This is a genomic window from Actinoplanes sp. NBC_00393 (genome assembly GCF_036053395.1).
Classification (GTDB): Bacteria; Actinomycetota; Actinomycetes; order Mycobacteriales; family Micromonosporaceae; genus Actinoplanes.
The window spans coordinates 4,544,009-4,563,343 of sequence record NZ_CP107942.1 but is presented as its reverse complement, the minus strand read 5'-3'; the positions used below and the strand labels follow the sequence as shown (position 1 = coordinate 4,563,343).

General features: G+C 71.1%; 24 protein-coding genes. 11 read left to right on the top strand and 13 right to left on the bottom strand.

The features are described 5' to 3' along the window. The first annotated feature begins 162 nt into the window (after positions 1–162). Positions 163–657 carry a pectate lyase family protein gene (locus OHA21_RS21515; protein ID WP_328478478.1) on the top strand — a complete coding sequence of 165 codons (495 nt, stop codon included), beginning with the start codon at positions 163–165 and terminating at the stop codon, positions 655–657. 175 nt (positions 658–832) lie between these two features. Here the strand turns inward: OHA21_RS21515 and OHA21_RS21510 are convergent, their stop codons facing one another. Both OHA21_RS21510 and OHA21_RS21505 read right to left on the bottom strand, forming a co-directional pair. Beyond that, positions 833–1,714 (bottom strand): hypothetical protein, encoded by an 882-nt coding sequence (locus tag OHA21_RS21510; protein ID WP_328476290.1) that lies wholly within the window; start codon positions 1,712–1,714, stop codon positions 833–835. Then, positions 1,711–2,766 (bottom strand): SPFH domain-containing protein, encoded by a 1,056-nt coding sequence (locus OHA21_RS21505; RefSeq protein WP_328476288.1) that lies wholly within the window; start codon positions 2,764–2,766, stop codon positions 1,711–1,713. Before OHA21_RS21505 ends, OHA21_RS21510 begins: the two co-directional genes overlap by 4 nt. 64 nt (positions 2,767–2,830) lie before the next feature. On the opposite strand from OHA21_RS21505, the gene OHA21_RS21500 reads away from it, so the two are divergent. Then, complete coding sequence (locus tag OHA21_RS21500; protein ID WP_328476286.1) at positions 2,831–3,508, top strand: NUDIX hydrolase; 678 nt, start codon at positions 2,831–2,833, stop codon at positions 3,506–3,508. Here the strand turns inward: OHA21_RS21500 and OHA21_RS21495 are convergent. Next, a complete protein-coding gene (locus OHA21_RS21495) occupies positions 3,496–3,840 on the bottom strand; it encodes a DUF488 domain-containing protein (RefSeq protein ID WP_328476284.1) in 345 nt (114 codons plus the stop codon). The two genes, OHA21_RS21500 and OHA21_RS21495, sit on opposite strands and share 13 nt — an antisense overlap. A 172-nt stretch (positions 3,841–4,012) precedes the next feature. On the opposite strand from OHA21_RS21495, the gene OHA21_RS21490 reads away from it, so the two are divergent. Next, complete coding sequence (locus tag OHA21_RS21490) at positions 4,013–4,945, top strand: ATP-binding protein (RefSeq protein WP_328476282.1); 933 nt, start codon at positions 4,013–4,015, stop codon at positions 4,943–4,945. Between the two features lie 99 nt (positions 4,946–5,044). Here OHA21_RS21490 and OHA21_RS21485 read toward each other — a convergent pair whose 3' ends face one another. Beyond that, positions 5,045–5,950 (bottom strand): serine hydrolase domain-containing protein, encoded by a 906-nt coding sequence (locus OHA21_RS21485; RefSeq protein ID WP_328476280.1) that lies wholly within the window; start codon positions 5,948–5,950, stop codon positions 5,045–5,047. Continuing rightward, the gene (locus OHA21_RS21480; RefSeq protein WP_328476278.1) at positions 5,947–6,303 is read right to left on the bottom strand and encodes a hypothetical protein; all 357 of its coding nucleotides are present in this window, start codon (positions 6,301–6,303) and stop codon (positions 5,947–5,949) included. Before OHA21_RS21480 ends, OHA21_RS21485 begins: the two co-directional genes overlap by 4 nt. Before the next feature lie 85 nt (positions 6,304–6,388). Here OHA21_RS21480 and OHA21_RS21475 point away from each other — a divergent pair, with 85 nt between their 5' ends. After that, on the top strand, positions 6,389–6,595 hold the full coding sequence (locus tag OHA21_RS21475) for a hypothetical protein (RefSeq protein WP_328476276.1): 207 nt from the start codon (positions 6,389–6,391) through the stop codon (positions 6,593–6,595). Between the two features lie 127 nt (positions 6,596–6,722). Beyond that, entirely contained in the window at positions 6,723–7,865 is a 1,143-nt protein-coding gene (locus tag OHA21_RS21470) for a phosphotransferase enzyme family protein (RefSeq protein WP_328476274.1), read from the top strand. On the opposite strand, the gene OHA21_RS21465 is transcribed toward OHA21_RS21470, so the two are convergent. Continuing rightward, complete coding sequence (locus OHA21_RS21465; RefSeq protein ID WP_328476272.1) at positions 7,853–10,099, bottom strand: putative bifunctional diguanylate cyclase/phosphodiesterase; 2,247 nt, start codon at positions 10,097–10,099, stop codon at positions 7,853–7,855. The genes OHA21_RS21470 and OHA21_RS21465 overlap by 13 nt on opposite strands. A 124-nt stretch (positions 10,100–10,223) precedes the next feature. Between OHA21_RS21465 and OHA21_RS21460 the strand changes: the two genes are divergently transcribed. After that, positions 10,224–10,442, top strand: coding sequence for a hypothetical protein (locus OHA21_RS21460; protein WP_328476270.1), 219 nt, complete (start codon positions 10,224–10,226; stop codon positions 10,440–10,442). On the opposite strand, the gene OHA21_RS21455 is transcribed toward OHA21_RS21460, so the two are convergent. Beyond that, complete coding sequence (locus OHA21_RS21455; RefSeq protein WP_328476268.1) at positions 10,394–11,602, bottom strand: hemerythrin domain-containing protein; 1,209 nt, start codon at positions 11,600–11,602, stop codon at positions 10,394–10,396. The two genes, OHA21_RS21460 and OHA21_RS21455, sit on opposite strands and share 49 nt — an antisense overlap. Positions 11,603–11,651: 49 nt before the next feature. Between OHA21_RS21455 and OHA21_RS21450 the strand changes: the two genes are divergently transcribed. Further along, on the top strand, positions 11,652–12,287 hold the full coding sequence (locus OHA21_RS21450) for a TetR/AcrR family transcriptional regulator (RefSeq protein WP_328476266.1): 636 nt from the start codon (positions 11,652–11,654) through the stop codon (positions 12,285–12,287). On the opposite strand, the gene OHA21_RS21445 is transcribed toward OHA21_RS21450, so the two are convergent. Together OHA21_RS21445 and OHA21_RS21440 are read right to left on the bottom strand one after the other, a co-directional pair. Continuing rightward, on the bottom strand, positions 12,284–13,519 hold the full coding sequence (locus OHA21_RS21445; protein WP_328476264.1) for an RNA polymerase sigma factor: 1,236 nt from the start codon (positions 13,517–13,519) through the stop codon (positions 12,284–12,286). The genes OHA21_RS21450 and OHA21_RS21445 overlap by 4 nt on opposite strands. A 19-nt stretch (positions 13,520–13,538) precedes the next feature. Next, complete coding sequence (locus OHA21_RS21440; RefSeq protein ID WP_328476262.1) at positions 13,539–13,910, bottom strand: YciI family protein; 372 nt, start codon at positions 13,908–13,910, stop codon at positions 13,539–13,541. A 169-nt stretch (positions 13,911–14,079) separates the two neighbouring features. Between OHA21_RS21440 and OHA21_RS21435 the strand changes: the two genes are divergently transcribed. Further along, positions 14,080–14,505, top strand: a complete 426-nt coding sequence (locus OHA21_RS21435; protein WP_328476260.1) for a hypothetical protein — start codon at positions 14,080–14,082, stop codon at positions 14,503–14,505. Between the two features lie 6 nt (positions 14,506–14,511). Here OHA21_RS21435 and OHA21_RS21430 read toward each other — a convergent pair whose 3' ends face one another. The 3 genes from OHA21_RS21430 to OHA21_RS21420 form a co-directional block, all read right to left on the bottom strand. Beyond that, complete coding sequence (locus tag OHA21_RS21430; RefSeq protein ID WP_328476258.1) at positions 14,512–15,135, bottom strand: hypothetical protein; 624 nt, start codon at positions 15,133–15,135, stop codon at positions 14,512–14,514. Between the two features lie 236 nt (positions 15,136–15,371). Next, a complete protein-coding gene (locus tag OHA21_RS21425; protein ID WP_328476256.1) occupies positions 15,372–15,818 on the bottom strand; it encodes a peptidoglycan-binding domain-containing protein in 447 nt (148 codons plus the stop codon). A gap of 232 nt (positions 15,819–16,050) precedes the next feature. After that, the gene (locus OHA21_RS21420; RefSeq protein ID WP_328476254.1) at positions 16,051–16,767 is read right to left on the bottom strand and encodes a GntR family transcriptional regulator; all 717 of its coding nucleotides are present in this window, start codon (positions 16,765–16,767) and stop codon (positions 16,051–16,053) included. 70 nt (positions 16,768–16,837) lie between these two features. Here OHA21_RS21420 and deoC point away from each other — a divergent pair, with 70 nt between their 5' ends. From deoC to OHA21_RS21405, 3 genes are all read left to right on the top strand, one after another. After that, complete coding sequence (gene deoC / locus OHA21_RS21415; RefSeq protein WP_328476252.1) at positions 16,838–17,533, top strand: deoxyribose-phosphate aldolase; 696 nt, start codon at positions 16,838–16,840, stop codon at positions 17,531–17,533. A 72-nt stretch (positions 17,534–17,605) separates the two neighbouring features. Then, the gene (locus OHA21_RS21410) at positions 17,606–17,749 is read left to right on the top strand and encodes a hypothetical protein (RefSeq protein ID WP_328476250.1); all 144 of its coding nucleotides are present in this window, start codon (positions 17,606–17,608) and stop codon (positions 17,747–17,749) included. Positions 17,750–17,775: 26 nt separating this feature from the next. Next, positions 17,776–18,306, top strand: coding sequence for a GNAT family N-acetyltransferase (locus OHA21_RS21405; protein ID WP_328476248.1), 531 nt, complete (start codon positions 17,776–17,778; stop codon positions 18,304–18,306). A gap of 89 nt (positions 18,307–18,395) precedes the next feature. Here OHA21_RS21405 and OHA21_RS21400 read toward each other — a convergent pair whose 3' ends face one another. After that, positions 18,396–19,214 carry a 1-acyl-sn-glycerol-3-phosphate acyltransferase gene (locus tag OHA21_RS21400; protein ID WP_328476246.1) on the bottom strand — a complete coding sequence of 273 codons (819 nt, stop codon included), beginning with the start codon at positions 19,212–19,214 and terminating at the stop codon, positions 18,396–18,398. Between the last annotated feature and the right edge of the window lie 121 nt (positions 19,215–19,335).

Genomic DNA, 19,335 nt, shown 5'->3' with positions numbered 1-19,335 from the left:
TCAGGCGATCCCCGCGCCTGCAAGCGCCGTCCCCCACTTCCACCGTCCCCAACGGAGGAATCCCCATGCTCCGAACAGCACGCCCCAGGACCGTCGCCGCGCTCGCGGCGAGCGTCCTGCTGGCCGGCGGCCTGGTCGCCGCCGGCCAGCGGTTATGACGGACTGATCGACATCAAGCGCGGCTCCGACTACATCACGGTCTCCTGGAACCGCCTGCACAACCACGACAAGTCCATGCTGCTCGGTCACGACGACGGCAACGCCTCGCAGGACCTGGGCAAACTGCGCGTCACCTACGTGCACAACTGGTTCGAGGGCACCGGCCAGCGCCACCCGCGTGTCCGCTTCGGCAACCCGGTCCACGTATTGAACAACTACTACTCGAACATCGGCTCCTACGGCGTGGCCTCGACCATGAACGCCGGCGTCTACGTCGAACGCAACTACTTCGAGAACGTCGCCAACCCCACGGTCACCCAGACCGGCGACTCCGACCCCGGCAACATCAAGGTCCTCAACAACTACAAGGTCAACTCGGGCACGGAGCAGGTCCGCAACGGCGCCAGCGTCGCCGCGATCCCGTACTCCTACACGCCCCAGGCCAACAACACCGTCAAGGCCACCGTCACAGCCGGCGCAGGCACCGGCAAGATCTGACAACCCCCCCACGCAATGCCCGCCCATCCCCCAGGGCGGGCATTGCATATTCATTTGGTACGCCTACGAAAAAGTCCCGCCAAGCCACGCGACCCGGGCAGCGGCGCCGGGCCCCAGCGCCGCCGCCGGGCTTAAGCAGGCGGTCCCACGCAACCCCACGGTTCGGCGTGCCGGGTCAGACCAGGTGCAGGCGACGGGCGGCGACGCCGATACGGACCCGCTGGCCCCAGGACAACTCGAGCGCGTCGGACTCCAGGCCGTCCGCGAAGACCACCAGGCGCTCGGACTCGCTGGTCAACTCCAGCGAAGCGCGGTCTGTCAGCAGGCCGGCGACCAGCGAGACGCCGGTCGCGGGGGAGGGCCAGGCCTCCCGCACGTACCAGCACAGCGACGACTCCTCCGGCGCGGGGGCCGCCGGCGCCGAGGCCCGGGTCAGCGCGATCGACGCGCACCAGCCGGTCGCGCCCGTCCCGGTGCCGACGATCAGGCCTGACGAGGACTGCCGTTCCCGGTGGCCGTCCGGTGTGCTCAGCACGTACCTCGCTGATTGATGGCCGGAGTGACCCACATAGATCTCGTTGAGCCCGCACAGCTCCTGCCCGTCGTCCAGCTCGGCCACCACCATCGTGCGGTCCTCGGCGGACAGGCGGCTGCGCAGCAGCCCGGCGACCGCCTCCGGGCGGTGCCGGACCAGCACCCCGGGGTTGCGGCCCGGCGACGGATCGACGCCGAGCACCGGCTGCCCGTCCAGATACTTCGCCACGTTCGCCACCAGGCCGTCCTGGCCGACCGCGACGACCACGTCCTCCGGCGCGAACAGGAACCGCGGCAGATCGGCGCGCTCCACGTGCCCGCGCCGCCAGTCGGTGGGCACGGCCGCGCCCACCGCGGTCAGCGCCGCCTGCAGCTCGGCGTGCCGCTGCGAGACGTCGTCCAGGTCGCGGCCGCGCTGCTTGAGAAAGAACGCGGCCGCACCCCGGGTGCCGTGCCGGGCGAGCAGCTCGTCGAGCTCGCTGCGCCGCGACACGACCACCACGCGCGGGGTCAGGGTGCTCACCCGAGCCGCCCGACCAGCTTGCTGACCAGGTCCGGCGTCACCGTGAGCTCGTTGATCTGCGGCAGCTGACCGGCCACCTCCTTGAGCGCGAGAGCCTGCAGGACGGCCGGCGGAAGATCCCGGTACGCCGCCAGCCGGGCCGCTTCCGCCTCCGCCTCGGCCAGACCGACCACCCTGGCTCCGGCGGCGCGGGCATCGTCGCGTACCCGTGCCGCGTCGGCCTCGGAACCTGCCTGCCGGCGCATCCGTTCGGCCGCGGCCACGCTGGCCACCTCCTTGCGCTCGGCCTCCGCCCGGGCTGCCACCAGCTGGGTCTGCGCATCCAGCTCGGCCTCGCGGCGGGTGTTGGCGCCGTGCTGCTCGACCAGTTCCTGCTCGCGGCGGGCCAGCTCGATCTTGCTCTGCAGCTCGTTCTCGGCGATCGCCTGCTCCTGCTGGACGGCGTGCGCCCGCCGCGCATACGTCGCCCGGTCGGCGTCCTGCTGGACCTGCTCGCGGGTCGGGGTCTGCAGCGCCCGCTCCAGATCGGGCTCGGGCCGGATGGCGACCACCCGGGCGCTGACCACCGACACGCCGGTCTCGGTGAGCCGCGGATCGGCTGCCAGCGCGCCGGCCACCGCCTGGCGCACCTCGGCGATCCCGCTGGTCAGCGCCTCGGCCAGGGGCAGCCGGGCGAGCAGGTCGAGTGCGGGCTGCTGGGCCAGCTCGGCGAGCAGACCGGCCACCTGGTCGAGCGGCTGCCCGCGCCAGGTCCCCCGGTACGGATCGATGGAGAAGTCCAGCCGGGACGCGGCCGCCGCCGGATCGCTCACCCGGTAGGTCACCGTGGCCTGCACGGTCACGTCGGCGAAGTCCTCGGTGCGGGCGTGGAACAGCAACGGCAGCTCGCGGTCGTCGACCGGCACCTCGGACAGCGCCGCGGTCAACGGCCGGTACCAGAACGACTGCCCGGTGCCGGCCCGCTTCTCCCGGCCGCGCACGGTGTGACTGACCCAGGTGGTCGGCGCCGCCCGCAGGTGCCGCAGGTGCAACCGTCGTGTCACGTCAGCCATGTCGATCCCTCCACACTTGTTTTCGTCAAACTGACGATAATCCGTGACGGGTATTATCGTCAACATGACGCTAAACGTCACCGTGGATCTCGTGCTGCTGACGATCCGGCGCAGTGCCCTGCAGGTGCTGCTGATCCGTCGCGGCATCCCGCCCCACCAGGGCGAATGGGCGCTACCCGGCGGCTTCGTGCGGGACCACGAGGACCTCGACGACGCCGCCCGCCGGGAACTGCGCGAGGAGACCGGCCTCGACCCGCACGCCGGCCACCTGGAGCAGCTCGCCACCTACGGCACGCCCGGCCGCGACCCGCGGGGGAGGGTGGTCACCATCGCGTACCTGGCGCTCCTGCCGGACCTGCCCGCGCCGGTCGCCGGCAGTGACGCCGCCGGAGCCGACTGGCGCTCCCCGGACGAGATCAGCAGCCTGGCCTTCGACCACGACCGCATCCTCGCCGACGGTCTGGAACGCGCCCGCGCCAAGCTCGAGTACACGCCGCTCGCCACGGCCTTCTGCCCGCCCGAGTTCACCGTCGCCGAGCTGCGCGAGGTCTACGAGACGGTCTGGCGTACCCGGCTCGACCCGCGCAACTTCCACCGCAAGGTCACCAGCGCGGAAGGTTTCATCGAACCCACCGGCGACACCGCGATCCGCGACCGTGGGCGCCCCGCCCAGCTCTACCGTCGTGGTCCGGCGAAGCTGCTGCACCCGCCCCTGCTGCGAGGCGGGGCTCAAGCGAGATAGTCGGCGAGGATCCGGGCGTGGTTGTGGGTCGCGTCGCGGACGCTGTAGAGCAGGGTGACGGTGGGGTGGTCCCGGGCCAGTCTCCGCAGTTCGGCGGTGGCTGTGGGGTTGGCGTCGAGCTCGGCGCGATAGCGCCTGGCGAACTCGTCGAACTCGTCGGTGTGGGCGTGGAACCAGGTGCGCAACTCGGTGCTCGGGGCGGCGTCCTTGGCCCACAGGCCGAGAGCGGCGCGGTCCTTGGAGATGCCGCGCGGCCACAGGCGGTCCACCAGCACCCGGTAGCCGTCGGACTTCTCGGCGGCGTCGTGGATGCGCTTCACCTGGAAGGGCATGGCCGCATGGTATCCGTGCCCACCTGCTTACGCCCGGCGGTCGCGTTGGGGGCCGGGACCGAAAGATCACCTCGCGCGGTAGGCGGGGAACTCTTCGTAGCTCGTACCCCGCCGGGGTGATCGGAGGGTGGCGGTTGTTGCGACCGTGAGCGGCATTGCTAGCGTGATGAAAATGAAAATCGCTTTTACCGGCAAGGGCGGCAGTGGCAAGAGCACGGTGGCCGCCCTCTTCGTCAACTACCTGCGGGCGGCGGGGGAGCGGGTGCTCGCCGTCGACGCGGACGTCAACGTGCATCTCGCGCCGCTACTCGGCGTCACCGCGGAGCCGGCCGGGGCGCTGTCGCATCCGGCCAACGTGCGCAGCGTCCGGACGCATCTGATCGGCACGAACGCCCGGATCGCCGGTGTCGAGCACTTCGTGCCGACCACGCCGCCGGGACCGGGATCGCGGCTGGTGACGCTGGATGCAGACGACCCGGTGCTGGTGGGGCACGCGGCGGCGCTCGATCAGCGGACGCATGTGATGCATGTCGGCACGTATGAGGCCAAGGACATCGGGTCCGGTTGCTACCACGGGCACCTGGCGATCCTGGAGAACCTGCTGTCACATCTGCGGCTCACGCAGGGTGACTGGGTGGTGTGCGACATGGTCGCCGGGACGGACGCGTTCGCCAACTCGCTGCACGCGCAGTTCGACGTGATCGTGGTGGTGGCCGAGCCGACGCCGGAGTCGGTGTCGGTGGCCCGGCGTTACCGGGAGCTGGCGGAGGCCGCCGGGGTCGCCGACGTGCTGGCGGTCGTCGGCAACAAGGTCGCCGACGACGTCGACCGGGACTATCTGGCCCGCGAACTCGGTGCGGCGCCGCTGGCCACGCTGACCAGCCAGACCGGGCTGCGGCGGGCGCGGCAGGCCGGGGTGCCGCCGCGGCTGGAGGATCTCGACGACGCTTCCGCGCTGGCAAGCATCGCCGAATACGCACGGCCGATGGCGGCCGGGCGGCGCGAGGACCTGATGCGTACGCTCCACCTGCGCCTGGCCGACAAGGGCTGGGTCCGCAGCGCCCACGGCGACGTCACCAGCCAGCTCGGCCCGGTTCCCGCCTGATCTGGAGGAAACCCGGGTCGGAGCGGGTCCGGCCGGGCGGACGGCGGGTCAGGGTGGGTTGGCGCTCACCCCGGTGCGGGGCGGCGGCATCGAGATCGATCACCGCGGAAGGATGCCGAGCGCCGGGAACAGGTGACGCCGGACCAGATCCAGCGCCGGCCGCCAGTCCGCCGGCAGCGCGTCGTGCGGCGGTGGGCCCGGTTCGAAGCGCGGGTCGCCGGTGGTGACGATGACGGCGTTCGGCAGTACGACCACGTGCTGCCCGGCCCACCCGCCGGCCATGACGTAACCGGTGCCGACCCAGATGCCGTGGCCGTAGGGCAGCGATTCCGGCGGGCCGCCGGGGGAGTGCGGCCGCAGCATCCCGGCGTGGACCGGGTTCGTGCGCCACTGCTCGCCGAGGCGGCCGAGCGCGTCGGCGGAGAGCCGCAGATGGCCGAAGCCGTAGCTAACGCCGTCCGCATCGGTGGGCCACATCGCGTCGTCGATGCCGAGCGGGGCGAACAGTTCGGTGGCGGCGTAGTCGGCCACCGGGCGGCCGAGGACCTGCGCCAGGGCGGCGGAGAGCAGGTGGAAGCCGCCGTTGTCGTAGCGGAACCTGGTGCCGGGCTCGTCCAGGCGCGGTGCGGCGGCGATATGCGGGACCCAGCCGTCCGGCAGGGCCATCACCTCGTCGATCTCCCACCGGCCGTCGGTCTCGCAGCCGCGGGTCATGGTGAGCAGGTGCCGCCAGGTCTGGCCGCTGCCGCTCAGTTCCGGCAGGACCGCGTCGAGAGGTTCGTCCAGGCCGGGGAGCAGGCCCTGATGGCGGGCCAGGCTGTGCACGGTGGCCAGCACCGACTTGGTGATCGAGAAGATGTCGGCGACCGGTGGGCCGCCGTAGTGCCGGTCGAAGACGGGCTCACCGTCGATCAGGACCCGCAGGTGGCTGGTGTGGGCGTACCGCGGGTCGCGGCTGATCTCCTCGCTGATCCGGTGGCAGGCTGCGATCACGTCGGCGGTCATACCGGGTCGAAGTCTCCGGGCGCTGCGGCGTACCGCGCCTCGAAGGCGTCGTTGATCGCCTCGCCGTCCCGGCCCGCCTCGAAGAAGGCGTCGTTGAAGTCGTCCTCGTCGTCGGCCGCCGGGATCCCCTCGATGACGACGGCGAGATCGTCCAGGCCGAAGTAGCGGGCGGCGTCCGCTGCGGCGGCGATCTCCGCGGGCTCGCAGCTGTCCACTGCCAGGCTCGCGCCGCCGTTGTGCAGCATGCCGTCGACCAGAAGCAGGGTGCCCAGGTGGCGATCGCCCACCCCGGTGCCCTCGCGGGCGGCCGCCCGGTTCCAGACGTCACGAAGCACATCTCGGTCAATCGTCACCCCGACATTCTGATCAGCAATCGAGAAGCGTGCGAACCCGCCCCGCAAATACCGTCCCCGGGAGACGAACCCCCAGGAGGTTGTGATGAACGGATGGATCCGGCAGTTCCACCGCTGGATGGCGGTCTTCTTCACGGTGACGGTCGTGGTCACCGTCGTGGCGCTCGCCCAGAAGGACCCGATCGTCTGGGTGTCCTACGTGCCGCTGCTCCCGCTGGCCCTGCTGTTCTTCACCGGCCTGTACCTCTTCGCCCTGCCGTACCTGGTGAAGCGGCGTCGCGCGCGGGCCTGACCGTCGGTTAGGCTGGGCCCCACGCGTTGGGTGCGCGCCGCGACTCGCCGGAAGGCCGGAGGCCATCCCCTCGGTTGCTGGTGCTCTCTGCCCGTGCGAGTCCGGGCGTCGAGCTGAGGTGCTCCCGTTGAAGACGCTGCCCGACAATCCCGATCTCGACCAGCTGCGCCGGCAGGCGAAAGACCTGCTGGCCGGCCTGCGCGACATCCGTCCGCGCACCACCCTCGCCGAGGCGCAGGCCTCCCTCGCCGAGCAGTACGGCTTCCGCACCTGGACCGACCTGAAAGCCGAGGTCGACCGGCTGCAGGGCGGCGCCGAGGTGGCCGATCCGGCGCTGGCCCGGCAGATCGCCGCCCGGTTCGGGCTCGGTGAGGTGACCGGGGAGATGCGCTCGGTCTCCCGTCCCGACGAGGTGGGCCGGCGCTGGCTGGTGCCGACCGTCCGGGGCCGCTGGTCGGCACGGACCGTCGACGACGTCTACCCGGTCACCGACGGTGAGGAGAACGCCCGCTTCCAGGAGTCCGCGGCACGGGCCGGAGTGCTGCTGCCGGCTCCGGTCCGCAGCATCGAGGGCGCAGTGGTCGAGGAGATCGGGGGCAGTCGCTGGCGGGTGTACGAGTGGTTGCGCACCGGCCCGCCGCTGGCCGCACCGGTGAGCGCGACCGTCACCCGTGCCGTCGGCGCCACCCTCGCCACGATCCACGGCATGCGTTTCCCCGCCGATCGGCTCTGCTACTGGAGCTCGAACCGGCTCAGTCCTCGCAGCTGGCCGGAGACCGCCGACCTGGCGGCCGCCAAGGGTGCGGACTGGGCCCCGGTGCTGCGGGCGGCGCTGCCCACGCTGCTCGGTCTGGAGGCGATCGGCGGCGAGCCGGGCGATCCGGTGCTGTGCCACAACAATCTCAACCCCGGCAACGTACGCGTCGGCGCCGCCGGCCGGCTCGTCGTCACCGGCTGGGAGCACGCCGCCGGTCTCCCACCTGCCTGGGAGTTGTGTTCGGCGCTGGTGAACTGGACGGTGACGCCCGGCGGCGGGGTGAACGCCCGGGGCGCGCGGGCCCTGGTGGAGGGCTACGGCACGCTGCCGCAGCTCGATCTGCAGGCGTTCCGGGGTACGGCCACCGCCCTGCAGAACTACGTCTCCGGCCAGGTCGACCTGGCGCTCGACGAGCCCACCGGGTTCGCCGAGCGCAATGTCCGGCACCTGCTGACCCATCTGCCCTCGCAGGCGACGTTCGAGGAGATCCTCGCCGTGGTTCAGCGCACCTGATCGACGGGTGCCGGGGCCATCAGCGCCCCGCACTCGTCGGCCGGCAGCGGCTTGGCCATGTAGAAGCCCTGCCCGTACCGGTAGCCCATGTCCCGTAGCCGATCCATCTGTTCCTGGCTCTCGATGCCCTCGGCCACGGCTTTGAGCTGCAGATGCTCGGCGAGTTGAGCGACCGCGGCCGCCACCGCGAGGCGGCCGCGGTCCTCGCCGTCGGCGATCCCGTCGACGAACGACTTGTCGAGCTTGAGGACGTCGACCGGGAAGGCGCGCAGCAGGCTGAGCGACGACTGGCCGGTGCCGAAATCATCCAGGGCCAGGCGTACGCCCATCTCGTGCAACGCCTGCAGCGTCTCGCGGACCTGCCAGCCGTCGACCACCGAGGACTCCGTGACCTCCAGGATCAGGTTGTTCGGCATCAGCCCGGTGTCGCTGAGCACCGCCGCGACCTCGTCGACGAACCCGGCCTCCCGCAACTGCCGGACCGCCACGTTCACGTTGACCGCCTCGATCGCGTTCGGGTGCGCCTGGCGCCACCGCGACAGCTGCGTGCACGCCTCCCGCAGCACCCACGCCCCGAGCGGCACGATCAACCCGGACCGCTCGGCCACCGGGATGAACTCACCCGGCGACACGAAACCACGACTCGGATGCTGCCACCGCACCAACGCCTCCGCGCCGTGCAACCGCCCGGTGACCAGGTCGTACACCGGCTGATAGAGCAGTCGCAGCTCGCCGCCGGCGATACCGTCGTGCAACTCCCCGGCCAGCCGCGCGTGGTTGGTCATGTCCTGGCGCATCCGCGGCTCGAACCGCGCCCAGGAAGCCTTGCCGGACTCCTTCGCGGCGTACATCGCGATATCGGCGTTGCGCAGCACCTCGTCCGCCGTCTCGCCGGGCGCGGCCACCGCGATACCGACACTGGCATGCAGCAGGAACTGCTGGTCGGCGGAGGTGACCGGGCGGCCGACGGTCCGTTGCACCCGGGTCGCGGCAGCTTCCGCGGCGGCCGGGTCGTCGACCGGCAGCAGTACGGCGAACTCGTCACCGCCGAGCCGGGCAGCCGACTCGTCCGCGCCGCAGCTCTCCTGCAGCCGCTGCGCCACCTGGACGAGCAGTTGGTCGGCGGCGGCCGGGCCCAGCGTGTCGTTGACCATCTTGAAGTCGTCGATGTCGATGAGCAGGGCGCTCGCCGGCAACCCGGCCTCCAGCCGCTCGGCCAGGGCGACACTGAACCCGGTCCGGTTCGGCAGCCCGGTGAGCGAGTCCGAGAGCGCGAGCCGCCGCAGCTCGGCCTGCCGGTGCCGGATGTCGATCAGGGCGAGCCGGTTCTCCCGGAGGCTGAGCAGTTGCCGGGCCACGATGATCGCGGCGATCAGCACCGCGCCGGCGATCACGGCACGGCCGCGCAGGCCGAGGTCCTGCGCGGAGACGGTGATGACCAGCCCGGCCGTGCACGCGACGGCGAGATACTGCAGCCAGTCGGCGAGCGACCAGCGCGGGCGGGCCGGCGCCGTGCGCCCGTCGAGCACGCGGGCCTGGCGGTACGCGGCCGTGCAGAACGCGAGCGCGATCAGCGGGTAGCCGAGCGCTGTCACCAGCACCGCGCTCAGGCGGGTGCCGCTGAGCATCAGCATCACCTCGATCAGCCCGATCAGCAGGCTGAGCGCGAGGATGCCGAGCGCACCGGGGTCGACCCGGGTGCCCGGGCTGACCGCGGCCTTGCCGAAGACCACCATGCCGAGCAGACAGCCGACGCCGACCGCACCGGCCGCCCACCGGTCGGGCAACGGGGTGCCGGGCGGTGCCAGGTTCACCACGGCGTAGCCGAAGAGCAGGGCGCCGGCGATGGCGACGGCGGCCCCGTCCAGCAGCAGCCGGGCCCAGTCGGAGAGGGTGCGCCGGGTCAGCGCGACGTGCCGGAAGGCCAGGCCGGCGGCGCTGAGACAGAACAGCGCGGGTACGGCCTCGTAGACCGGCATCCCGGGGTGTCCGCGGACCGCGCCGACTGTCGCGCCGACGGCGCAGAGCGCGAGAAAGCCCGAGGAGTACGCCCAGAGCCGCCAGAACCCGCGCACCTGCGGATCCGCCCGCGGCGACCGGCTCACCCGGTAGGTGCCGACCGCAGCGGCCAGCGCCGCCACCGGTCCACCGAGGCTCCCGACCGCCAGATCGCCGGTGTCGCCCCAGGACATCCAGGCGGTCGCACCGAGCACGGCCAGGACCGCCACCAGCACCGGAAGGGCACCGGTGCGATCACGGGAAGTGGATTCGCCGGTTTTCATCGTCGTCCGCCACATCGGCGGCCCGGCCGGAAAACTGAGTTGCCCACGGCCGGAGCGATGCGCCAGCGTGACCGTCATGGATGCGTTCGAGCGGGACGGCTTCGTGAAGATCGAGCAGGCGGTCCCCGCGGAGATCGTCGACGAGTGCGTGCGCCTGCTGTGGTCCGAGATCGACGCCGAGCCGGACGATCCGGCGACCTGGCGGCAGCCCGTTTACTGGGTCGGTGACATGGCGCAGCCGCCGCTCTATCCCACCGAGGAGTACATGTTGGCCCCGCTCGCCGACAGGCGGTAGGCAGCGCCGAACGCGCGTCGCTCGCCCCGGCGGAAACCGGGCGCCAGCAGGCGGCTCAAGAGCCGCAACACCGGACCACCATCGGCCAGCATCCGGCGCCGGGCCGCAGTGGGCAGGAGATCAAGCGACCACGGTACGGCGAAAAGCAGATCCTTCGGCCCATAGGCGGCCCGGAACACCTCGTTCTCCAGCCGCTCCCAGTCGGCGGTGCTGAGATAGCGCTGCACGAGGGCCATCGCGTCGCGTTCCTCGTGACCGAGGTGGGTGTGCAGCGCCTCGGCGGTCGCCGCGACCCGGCCGGCCTGCTCGGCCCGGTCCGCCTCGGCCGGCCGGGTGGCCAGCCCGTCGAAACCGGCCCGGCACGCCGTCAGCAGCGGATCGATCACCGCATGTTCGGCCTCCATGGCGTCCAGCGTGGCGAGCGCCTCGGTGTCGCCGGCCGCGGCGGCCCGCTCGCGCAGCAGCGGCCAGAGCCCGTCGTCCTCGCCGGTGTGGTGCTTGTGCAGCACGGATGCGAACCGGTCCCACCGGTCGCGCATCGCCGACCAGGCGCCGGAGTCGGTGAGCGGGGTCGCGTCGACGGCGGCGGCGAAGCGCGCCAGGTCGCGGCGGAACGCGTGGTGCATCACCCACATGCCGGTGACGTCGATCGGGCCGGGCGGCGCGGCGGCCTGCCCGGGCAGCAGACCGGCGCCGGCCTCGACGGCGGCGAGGGTGGCGGCCATGTGCGGGCGCATGTCGAAGTGGTGGGGCAGGAAGGCGCGGACCACCGAGGCCTGGATCCGGGCCGGCATGGCCAGCACGATCTCGTACGACTCGGTGACCTTCGTGCCGCCTGGCACCGGCTCGAACGTGTACGCCCAGCGCGTCGAGTCGGGGGCGAACCCGTCGGGCACGGTGCTGAACACGAACCGGCGGCCCGGCTCGGCCTCCTCCACCAGGCAGGTCCGCGACCAGGCGAACAGGCCCCAGCGGTTGCGGCCGCGGAACCGGGCGCCCGGCACAGGCCCGGTGGCGCCGTCGGTCCAGCGGCCGCCGCGGCACTCCGGGCTCCACTCGCCGTGCCGGGTGACGTCACTGATCAGTGCGTAGAGGGTCCCGGGATCAGCGTTGATCACCCGGGACACCTGGAAGGTCATGCCCTCCGCCATGAGCGGCATCGTGTGCTCCCTGCTAGGTTGGATGCAGTGCCTCTGTATTGGAGACAGCATGACTGTATCTAAAGCTGGTCGGCAGTATCGGTCGTCATTACGACAGGAGCAGGCCCGGCGCACGCGGGCGACGATCCTCGACGCGGCCGCCCGCCTGTTCGTGGAGCGCGGCTACGGCGCCACCACCATGAAGGACATCGCCGCCGCGGCCGCCGTCTCGGTGGAGAGCGTGTACGCCCAGGGCGGCAAGCCCACCCTGCTGCTGGCCTGTGTCGACCGCGCCATCGTCGGCGACGACGAGGAACAGCCGCTGCTCGACCGCGAGCCGCTGCAGACCCTGCTGGCCGCCGAAGACCCTGAGCAGTGGCTGCGCAGCCTCCGCGACCTCACCGCCACCGGGGCGCAGGACAGCGTCGCGATCTTCGACGCGTTCCACGGAGCCGCCGCGATGGACCCGAAACTCGCCGAGCAGTGGCAGATCTACTCCGACCGGCGGTACGCGGACTGCGTACGGATGATCGCCTCCCTGGGCCCGCACCTGCGGCCCGGACTCTCCGTGCAGACCGCGACCGACGTCTTCTGGGCCCTGGTCAGCCCGGGGGTGATGCTCGGTCTGTGCCGGGAGCGCGGCTGGACCAGCGAGCAGTACGCGGACTGGCTCGCCGACTCCGTGCGCCGGCTGCTGCTCTCCTAGAGCTGCTCGGCCCGGGCCAGCAGATAGCGCTGTTCGGCCTGATTGCCGGTCAGCTCGGCAGCCCGCCGGTAAAGCTCGGCCGCCTCCTGACGGGCGCCGGTCATCTCGAGCAGATGGGCGCGGACGGCGTGCTCGCGCTGCCGGGTCAGCGGCTCCGCGTCGAGGTGGAAGTGTGCGTTCAGATCGTTCAGCAGTGCCAGGCCGCGCGCCGGCCCGTACGCCTTCGCCACCGCGACCACCCGGCTCAGCCGGACCGGACCGGTCGGCGTGAGCCGCTCCAGCCACAGATACAGGGCCGCGATCTGCGGCCAATCGGTGCTCTCCGGTACCGCGGCGGCAGCGTGCGTCGCCGCGATCGCTGCCTGAATCCGGTACGCGCCCGCGGCACCCCGGCCCCAGACGCGGTCCAGCAGCTCGGTGCCCTCGCGGATGAGCTCGCCGTCCCAGCGCGACCGGTCCTGCTCGTCCCACGGCACCAGCGTCTCGTCACCGCCGGTCCGGGCGGGCCGGCGCGCCTCGGTGAGCAGCAGCAACGCCAGTAGACCGGCGGCCTCGGCGTCGTCGGGCGCGGCGGCGCACAACATGCGGGTCAGCCGGATCGCCTCGGCGGTCAGGTCCACCCGGGTCAGCTCAGCGCCGGACGACGCTGTGTAGCCCTCGTTGAAAATCAGGTACAGCACCTGCATCACCGCGGCCAGCCGCTGCTCCCGGTCCGCGTCGACCGGCGGCGTGAAGCGGGCGCCGGCCTTCGCCAACTGCTGTTTCGCGCGACTGATCCGGGTCGCCATGGTCGCCTCGGTCGACCCGTACGCGTGCGCGATCTCCGCGGTCGTCAGACCGCCCACCGCGCGCAACGTCAAAGCCACCTGCGAGGTGCTGCTCAGCGCCGGATGGCAGCAGAGCAGCAGCACCGTGAGGCTGTCGTCGGTCTCCGGCGTGCTCGCCCGCCGGGCCGGCTCGTGCAGGGCCAGCTCGGCGGCGCCGGCCTGCACCTCGCGGCGGTGCCGGGCCTGATCCGAGCGCAGCAGGTCGATCATGCGCCGGTAGCCGATCCGGATCAGCCAGCTGCGCGGATTCTCCGGCACCCCGTCGGCCGGCCAGGCCCGGTGCGCGGCGAGCAGTGCCTCCTGCACGGCGTCCTCGGCCACGTCGAACCGGCCGAACCGGCGCACCAGCGCGCCGAGCACCTGCGGCGCCTCGGCCCGCAGTAGGTGCTCGACTTCGGCGCTCATGCCTGCTCGACTTCTGCGCTCACGCTGCGAAGTCCGCGCCCATGATCGGGCGGATCTCGATCGGTTCGCCGAGCGCCGCCACGATCCGCGACGCGATCTCCACGGCCCGCTCCTGACTCGCCACGTCGATCACCGCGAAGCTCGCCAGAACCTCCTTGAGCTCGGCGAACGGACCGTCGGTGGCGACCACGCCGCTGTCGGTCCGGCGAATCGTGGTGCTCACCGCCGGATGCCCCAGGCCCTCGGTGCCGACGAGCTCGCCGCTGGCGGTCAGCTCCTCCTCGAACTTCTGGTACACGGCGAACGCGGCGAGGGCGTCCTCGGTCGGGCGGTCCGCGGTGGCGGCGTCCCACGCGGCGGCCGGCGTGTAGGCGAGAAGCAGATACTTCATCGAACTCTCCCTGTTCGGCTCGAAAAACCGTACGGCGTCGTCGCTACCTCGGAGCCGTGGTCCTCGGTTCGACCTCGATCGTCTGTGATGGCCGTCACATCGCATCGGTGTCGAGACGCGGCAGCCGGCATCGAGGTAGCGGCAGAGACCCACACCCGAGGAGAGAATCATGACCGACAACATCCAGCCCAGCTCCGGCCTGCAGGCTCTGGACCGGCTGATCGGCACCTGGAAGGTGACCGGCGGCGCCGAGGGAACCGTCCGCTACGAGTGGATGGACGGCAAGTTCTTCCTGTTGCAGCACGTCGAGCTGGTCCACGACGGACACCTGATCAAGGGCCTGGAGGTGATCGGGAACCTGCGGCCGTTCGGCGAGCCGGCCGGCGCCGACGTGGTGTCCCGCTTCTACGACTCGGAAGGCAACACGCTCGACTACGTCTACGAACTGACCGGCGAGAAGCTCACCATCTGGGGCGGCTTCAAGGGCAGTCCGGCCTTCTACGTCGGTGAGTTCAGTGAGAGCGACCGGGTCGTGGACGGCGAATGGACCTATCCGGGCGGCGGCGGTTACACCTCCACCATGATCCGGGTCTGACGCCGGTCAGGTGCTGGGCGTGGGGCCGTCGAATCGCCGCCGCAGCTCGTCGAGCGTGCGCTGGACCTCCAGGAGCAGGGCCCGGGAGTTACGCGCCGGCTTCGGTTTGGCGGCCGCGACGCTCGGCGCGGCGATGGTGACGGCAACCTGGACCGGCCGGTGCAGATGACGGGACAGGGCGGCGGCGATGGTGGGCCGCAGCCGGGCCTCGATGACGTCGCGGGTGAAGGAATCCGCGGCGACCAGCAGCACGGTGTCCCCGACGACCGAGTCGACCCAGACGTCGTCCAGGACTTTGGCATGCGGGTCCCTGCTCATCCAGGTCGCCGCGGCGGTCCACAGCTCCTCCGGGTCGACGACCGGGCCGGCGACGACGTCGCGCAGGCAGCGGGCGGCGTACGCCCAATCCGGCAACCCGGTCCGGCTGGTCTCGTCGTCCAGCGCGGTGGCGGTGGCGGCGTCGACGGGAACGTGGATGATCCGGGCGCCCGGGCGGCCCTCGGTGATCGTCTGGATCAGGGCCTGCCGGCGGCCGGCCTCGGCCAGCCATTGCCCGACCGTGACGCCGGCCGCGGCGGCTGCCTCCCGGAACGTCTCGTGGTCGGTCTTGCCGATCTTCACCTTCGCCATTCCGCCCATCCAACGAGCGCGGGCGCGACACGCGAGAGCCGGGCCGGGCCGACTCGATTGCCGCGTGTCGCCGCTTCGCGGCGGACGACGCGGGAGCGGGCGACGCAGGAGCGGGCAACGCGGGAGCGGGCGACGCAGGAGCGGGCGACGCGGGAGCGGGCAACGCAGGACCGGGCAACGCAGGAGCGGGCGACGCAGAAGCGGGTGCCCGGACGGGCACCCGCTTCAGTCGTGGATCAGTCCCACTCGTACCAGTACCAGGGCGAGAGGGTCCAGGGCGAGCACGGCCCGGAGCCGCCGTTGCTGCGGAACTTGAACTTCTTCCGCGTGTTGGGCCCGAAGATTCCGTCGGCCGGCGTGCCGGCCGTTCGCTGCGCGGCACGCAGCGCGTTGGCCGTGATCGATCCGAATTGACCGTCCGCGTTGACCTCGGTTCGCTTGTAGCAAATGTTCAGAACCCACTGCAATGCCTCGACGCCGTCGCCGGTGTCACCCTGGTTGAGCTCACAGTTGGTCGACTTGCCCCCGGTGAGCGGCACCTCCCAGAGCCACAGGCCGGATTCGCCGACCATATTGGCTGCCCGCGTGCAGGTGGGCAGCGCTGCCGCCGCAGGCGAAGCAGGTGCGAGAGCGGTGCCCACCAAACCCAATACGGCTGCCATGCCGATCAATTTCTGCCGCACTTCATGACCTCCCCGATTGTCAGTGCGAGACATCGAATCACGCCGATGATCAACGGTCAACGGTCTATTTCGGACACACTTTCTCGCAGCGACGAAGAAGACGGGTGAAGCCCTTTTGCGTGCCGTTTCCCGGCGGTCGCGCTGGGGCGTCGCGCCGCGCCTGGCCGCGTGGTAGCCCGGGGACCGCCGGGAAAGAGGGCTCGGAAGGGGCGGGAGGTGTAGGTCGTACCCCTCAGTGGGGTTCGACGCCGAAGGCGACGTCCAGGCGGTAGCGGCTGCCCGCGTAACGTGACTCGCTCAGCTCGATCGGCTGTTGGCGCTGGTCGAGGATGAGGCGTTCCTCGACGAGGAGTGCGGAACCCTCGGCCACGTTCAGTTCGCGGGCGTCGCCGGCGGTGGCGGACTGGGCGGTCAGGGTGGCGCTGCCGCGGACCAGAGGGTGGCCGAGGTCGACCAGGGCCTCATGAACAGAACCGGTCAGGTCGGCGTCGAGCAGGGCGGCGAGGGCGCCGGGGTAGACGGCGCGTTCGAAGGCGATCGGCTCGTCGTCGGCGAGGCGGACCCGGTGGATGGCGACGACCTCGCTCTTGCGCAGGCGCAGGCGGTTGATCTCGGCTGGGGTGGCCGGGCGCAGCTCGGCGAGGACCACCCGTGAGCTGGGGCGACGGCCCTGTTTGCGGATCTCCTCGCTGAGCCGGACCAGATGGTCGGCGCGGCGCGGGCCGGTGGGGGCGGCGACGAAGGTGCCGCGGCCGGGCGCCCGGTAGACCAGGCCGTCGTTGACCAGCTGGGTCACGGCGGCGCGGGCGGTCATCCGGCTGACGCCGTGTTCGCGGGCGAGATCGGGTTCGGACGGCAGCGGGTCGTGCGGCTGGGACTGCGCGATCTGCCGCCGCAACGCCTGCTCGATGCGGAAGTAGCGCGGCGCGAAATCGGTGCCCCCGGACATGGGGCACACCATACCTGCCGTCCGGAGGCTGTCTAGACAGGTAGCTGTCTAGACAGGTACCGTAGCGATCATGAACTTCACCGTGGCGCAGATCGCGAAGATGATTGACCACTCCATCCTCCGGCCCGAATTCACCACGCAGGACGTGCGTGAGGGCTGTGCGGTCGCCGCGAAGTACAACGTGGCGTCGGTGTGCGTCCGCCCCTGCGACGTGCCGGTCGCCGTCGAGCAGCTGAGCGGGACGAACGTGCTGGTCGGGACCGTGATCGGATTCCCGCACGGGAACAGCCCGACGGCCGTCAAGGTCGCCGAGACGGAACTGGCGGTCGAGCAGGGCGCCGTCGAGATCGACATGGTGATCAACGTGGGCTGGCTGCGGTCCGGCGACATCGGCGCGGTCGAGCAGGAGATCAAGGCGATCGTGGTCGCCGCCGGGGACGCCCACGTGAAGGTCATCCTTGAGACGGCGTACCTCACCGACGAGCAGAAACTCGCCGCCTGCTGGGCGGCCGAGCGGGCCGGCGCGGCGTTCGTGAAGACCTCGACCGGCTTCGCGCCGACCGGCGCCACCGTGGACGATCTCGCGCTGATGCGCTCGGCCGTGTCCCCGAAGGTCCAGGTCAAGGCTTCGGGCGGGATCCGTACGCTCGACGCGCTCCTCGCCATGACATCCCTCGGGGTGACCCGCTTCGGTTCGTCCGCAACGGCCGAGATCCTCGACGACGCCACCCGCCGCCAGCTCACCCGGAGCGGCGGCCGCGCCTGACCCGTTCGGTGCATTGTGGATCATGGAAGGGCGGCGAATACTCGGCCCTGAGGGGGCGATCGCATGCTTACCATGCTGCTATTGCTGATCATTCCGATGGTTCTGCTATTTGCCTTCGGGGCCTTCCGCCGTCGCCGGGGGACCGGTGGTAAGGGCACGACCCCGCCGCCGGACCACTATGCCACCGGATACGACTCCGGCCGCGTCGACCTCTGACAGGCTCGTACTAAGCTCAACGGATCATGAACGCACAGGGTGATCTGGTGAAGCTGCGCGCGATGGAACCCTCGGACGCCGAGGCGCTCTGGCGGTGGAACCACGACCCGGACGTCATGCGCTGGATGGACGAGGGTTACCCGCAGTCACTGGCCCGCGTCCAGGACTGGATGAACGAGCGGTCCCGCAACACCTACGACGACGTGCTCTTCGGCATCGACGTCGACGGCCGGCTGATCGGCATGATCCGCCTGCACGGCGCCGAGCCGGAGACCGGCATCGCCGAACTCGACATCTACCTGGGCGAGAAGGACTGCTGGGGTGGCGGCTACGGCACCGACGCGGTCCGCACCGCCTGCCGGTACGGCTTCGAGAAGATGCGCCTGCACAAGATCACGCTGACCGTGGTCGCCGGGAACGAGGCCGCCCACCACATCTACAAGAAGGTCGGTTTCGTCGACGAGGGCCGCCTACGCCAGGTCTTCCGCCGCGACGGCCAGTGGTGGGACAAGTACACGATGGGCCTGCTGCGCGACGAGTTCTCCCTGCCCAGCTGACAGCGCGCGTTCTTATTCCGCGGCTGGCAGCGCGCATTCTCACCTCGCGGCTGCCAGCGCCTTCTCACTGCCCGACTGCTAGCGCCTTCTTATTTCCCGGCCGACAGTGCCGTGCTGATCGCCTGCCGGGTCGCGTCCCGCAGCGCATCCGTGTCCGCGAAGCCGGCCGGATCCAGCGGCGGCAGCACCTCGATCCGCATGTCGGCCGGCTCCCGCAGCACCAGCCCGTGCTTCGGCAGCGCCCGCCCGGTCCCGTGCACCGCGATCGGGAACACCGGCACCTTGTGCCGTACCGCCAGATCGAACGCCCCATTCTTGAACGCCCGCAACGTCCCGTCCTGACTCCGCTGCCCCTCCGGAAAGATCATGACCGGCGCCCCAGCCGCCAGCAGCCGATCACAGTGCTCCATCATCCGCCGCACCGAAGCCCCGCTACCCCGCACGAGCGGCACGTAGTCGTTGAGCCGCATGTTCCAGCCGATCACCGGAATCTTGAAGATCTCCCGCTTGGAGACCCACTTGAACGGCCGGAACAGCCCGAAAAGCACCAGAATGTCCACGAGCGACGCATGGTTGGCCACCAGAACAGCCGACCCTCGCCACGGCAGCCGATCCCGCCCACGAACCTTCAGCCGCCACAACGGATTCAAATACACATAACAGGTGGCCCAAGCCGACGAGTAGAGATGCAACACCACCCGCCGCCGATCAAACGGAAGCGTAACCAGCCAAATCACGAGCGCCCCGAGAAAGAACACCGGCGACGTGATCCCGATGAACGCCCAGAACGCCACCGAGAACACGCGCAGCATGGGCAACATCCTAAAGACAAGACCCGTTCCCGGTACGAGCAGCGCCGCCCCGCCGAATCCACCCCGTCCCGCCGCGCCGCGCGACCACCAGCCCACTCCAGGCCCTACAGCGTCCGCCGGGCTGAAGCACGTGGAGACCAACCGCCGCCGCGCACGTCACCCTCGCCGCGACCCCACCCGGCCCGTCCCGACCCGGCCCGTCCCGACCCGTCCCGTC

What these genes read in the sequence shown, in the direction of transcription:
- OHA21_RS21420 (WP_328476254.1), bottom strand. Translation starts at nt 16,767, where the DNA reads ATGTCCGGGGGCACCGATTTCGCGCCGCGCTACTTCCGCATCGAGCAG.
- OHA21_RS21485 (WP_328476280.1), bottom strand. Translation starts at nt 5,950, where the DNA reads ATGACCGCCGACGTGATCGCAGCCTGCCACCGGATCAGCGAGGAGATC.
- OHA21_RS21435 (WP_328476260.1), top strand. Translation starts at nt 14,080, where the DNA reads ATGACCGACAACATCCAGCCCAGCTCCGGCCTGCAGGCTCTGGACCGG.
- deoC (WP_328476252.1), top strand. Translation starts at nt 16,838, where the DNA reads ATGAACTTCACCGTGGCGCAGATCGCGAAGATGATTGACCACTCCATC.
- OHA21_RS21500 (WP_328476286.1), top strand. Translation starts at nt 2,831, where the DNA reads ATGACGCTAAACGTCACCGTGGATCTCGTGCTGCTGACGATCCGGCGC.
- OHA21_RS21490 (WP_328476282.1), top strand. Translation starts at nt 4,013, where the DNA reads ATGAAAATCGCTTTTACCGGCAAGGGCGGCAGTGGCAAGAGCACGGTG.
- OHA21_RS21495 (WP_328476284.1), bottom strand. Translation starts at nt 3,840, where the DNA reads ATGCCCTTCCAGGTGAAGCGCATCCACGACGCCGCCGAGAAGTCCGAC.
- OHA21_RS21440 (WP_328476262.1), bottom strand. Translation starts at nt 13,910, where the DNA reads ATGAAGTATCTGCTTCTCGCCTACACGCCGGCCGCCGCGTGGGACGCC.
- OHA21_RS21410 (WP_328476250.1), top strand. Translation starts at nt 17,606, where the DNA reads ATGCTGCTATTGCTGATCATTCCGATGGTTCTGCTATTTGCCTTCGGG.
- OHA21_RS21405 (WP_328476248.1), top strand. Translation starts at nt 17,776, where the DNA reads ATGAACGCACAGGGTGATCTGGTGAAGCTGCGCGCGATGGAACCCTCG.
- OHA21_RS21505 (WP_328476288.1), bottom strand. Translation starts at nt 2,766, where the DNA reads ATGGCTGACGTGACACGACGGTTGCACCTGCGGCACCTGCGGGCGGCG.
- OHA21_RS21460 (WP_328476270.1), top strand. Translation starts at nt 10,224, where the DNA reads ATGGATGCGTTCGAGCGGGACGGCTTCGTGAAGATCGAGCAGGCGGTC.
- OHA21_RS21430 (WP_328476258.1), bottom strand. Translation starts at nt 15,135, where the DNA reads ATGGCGAAGGTGAAGATCGGCAAGACCGACCACGAGACGTTCCGGGAG.
- OHA21_RS21455 (WP_328476268.1), bottom strand. Translation starts at nt 11,602, where the DNA reads ATGCCGCTCATGGCGGAGGGCATGACCTTCCAGGTGTCCCGGGTGATC.
- OHA21_RS21475 (WP_328476276.1), top strand. Translation starts at nt 6,389, where the DNA reads ATGAACGGATGGATCCGGCAGTTCCACCGCTGGATGGCGGTCTTCTTC.
- OHA21_RS21450 (WP_328476266.1), top strand. Translation starts at nt 11,652, where the DNA reads ATGACTGTATCTAAAGCTGGTCGGCAGTATCGGTCGTCATTACGACAG.
- OHA21_RS21445 (WP_328476264.1), bottom strand. Translation starts at nt 13,519, where the DNA reads ATGAGCGCCGAAGTCGAGCACCTACTGCGGGCCGAGGCGCCGCAGGTG.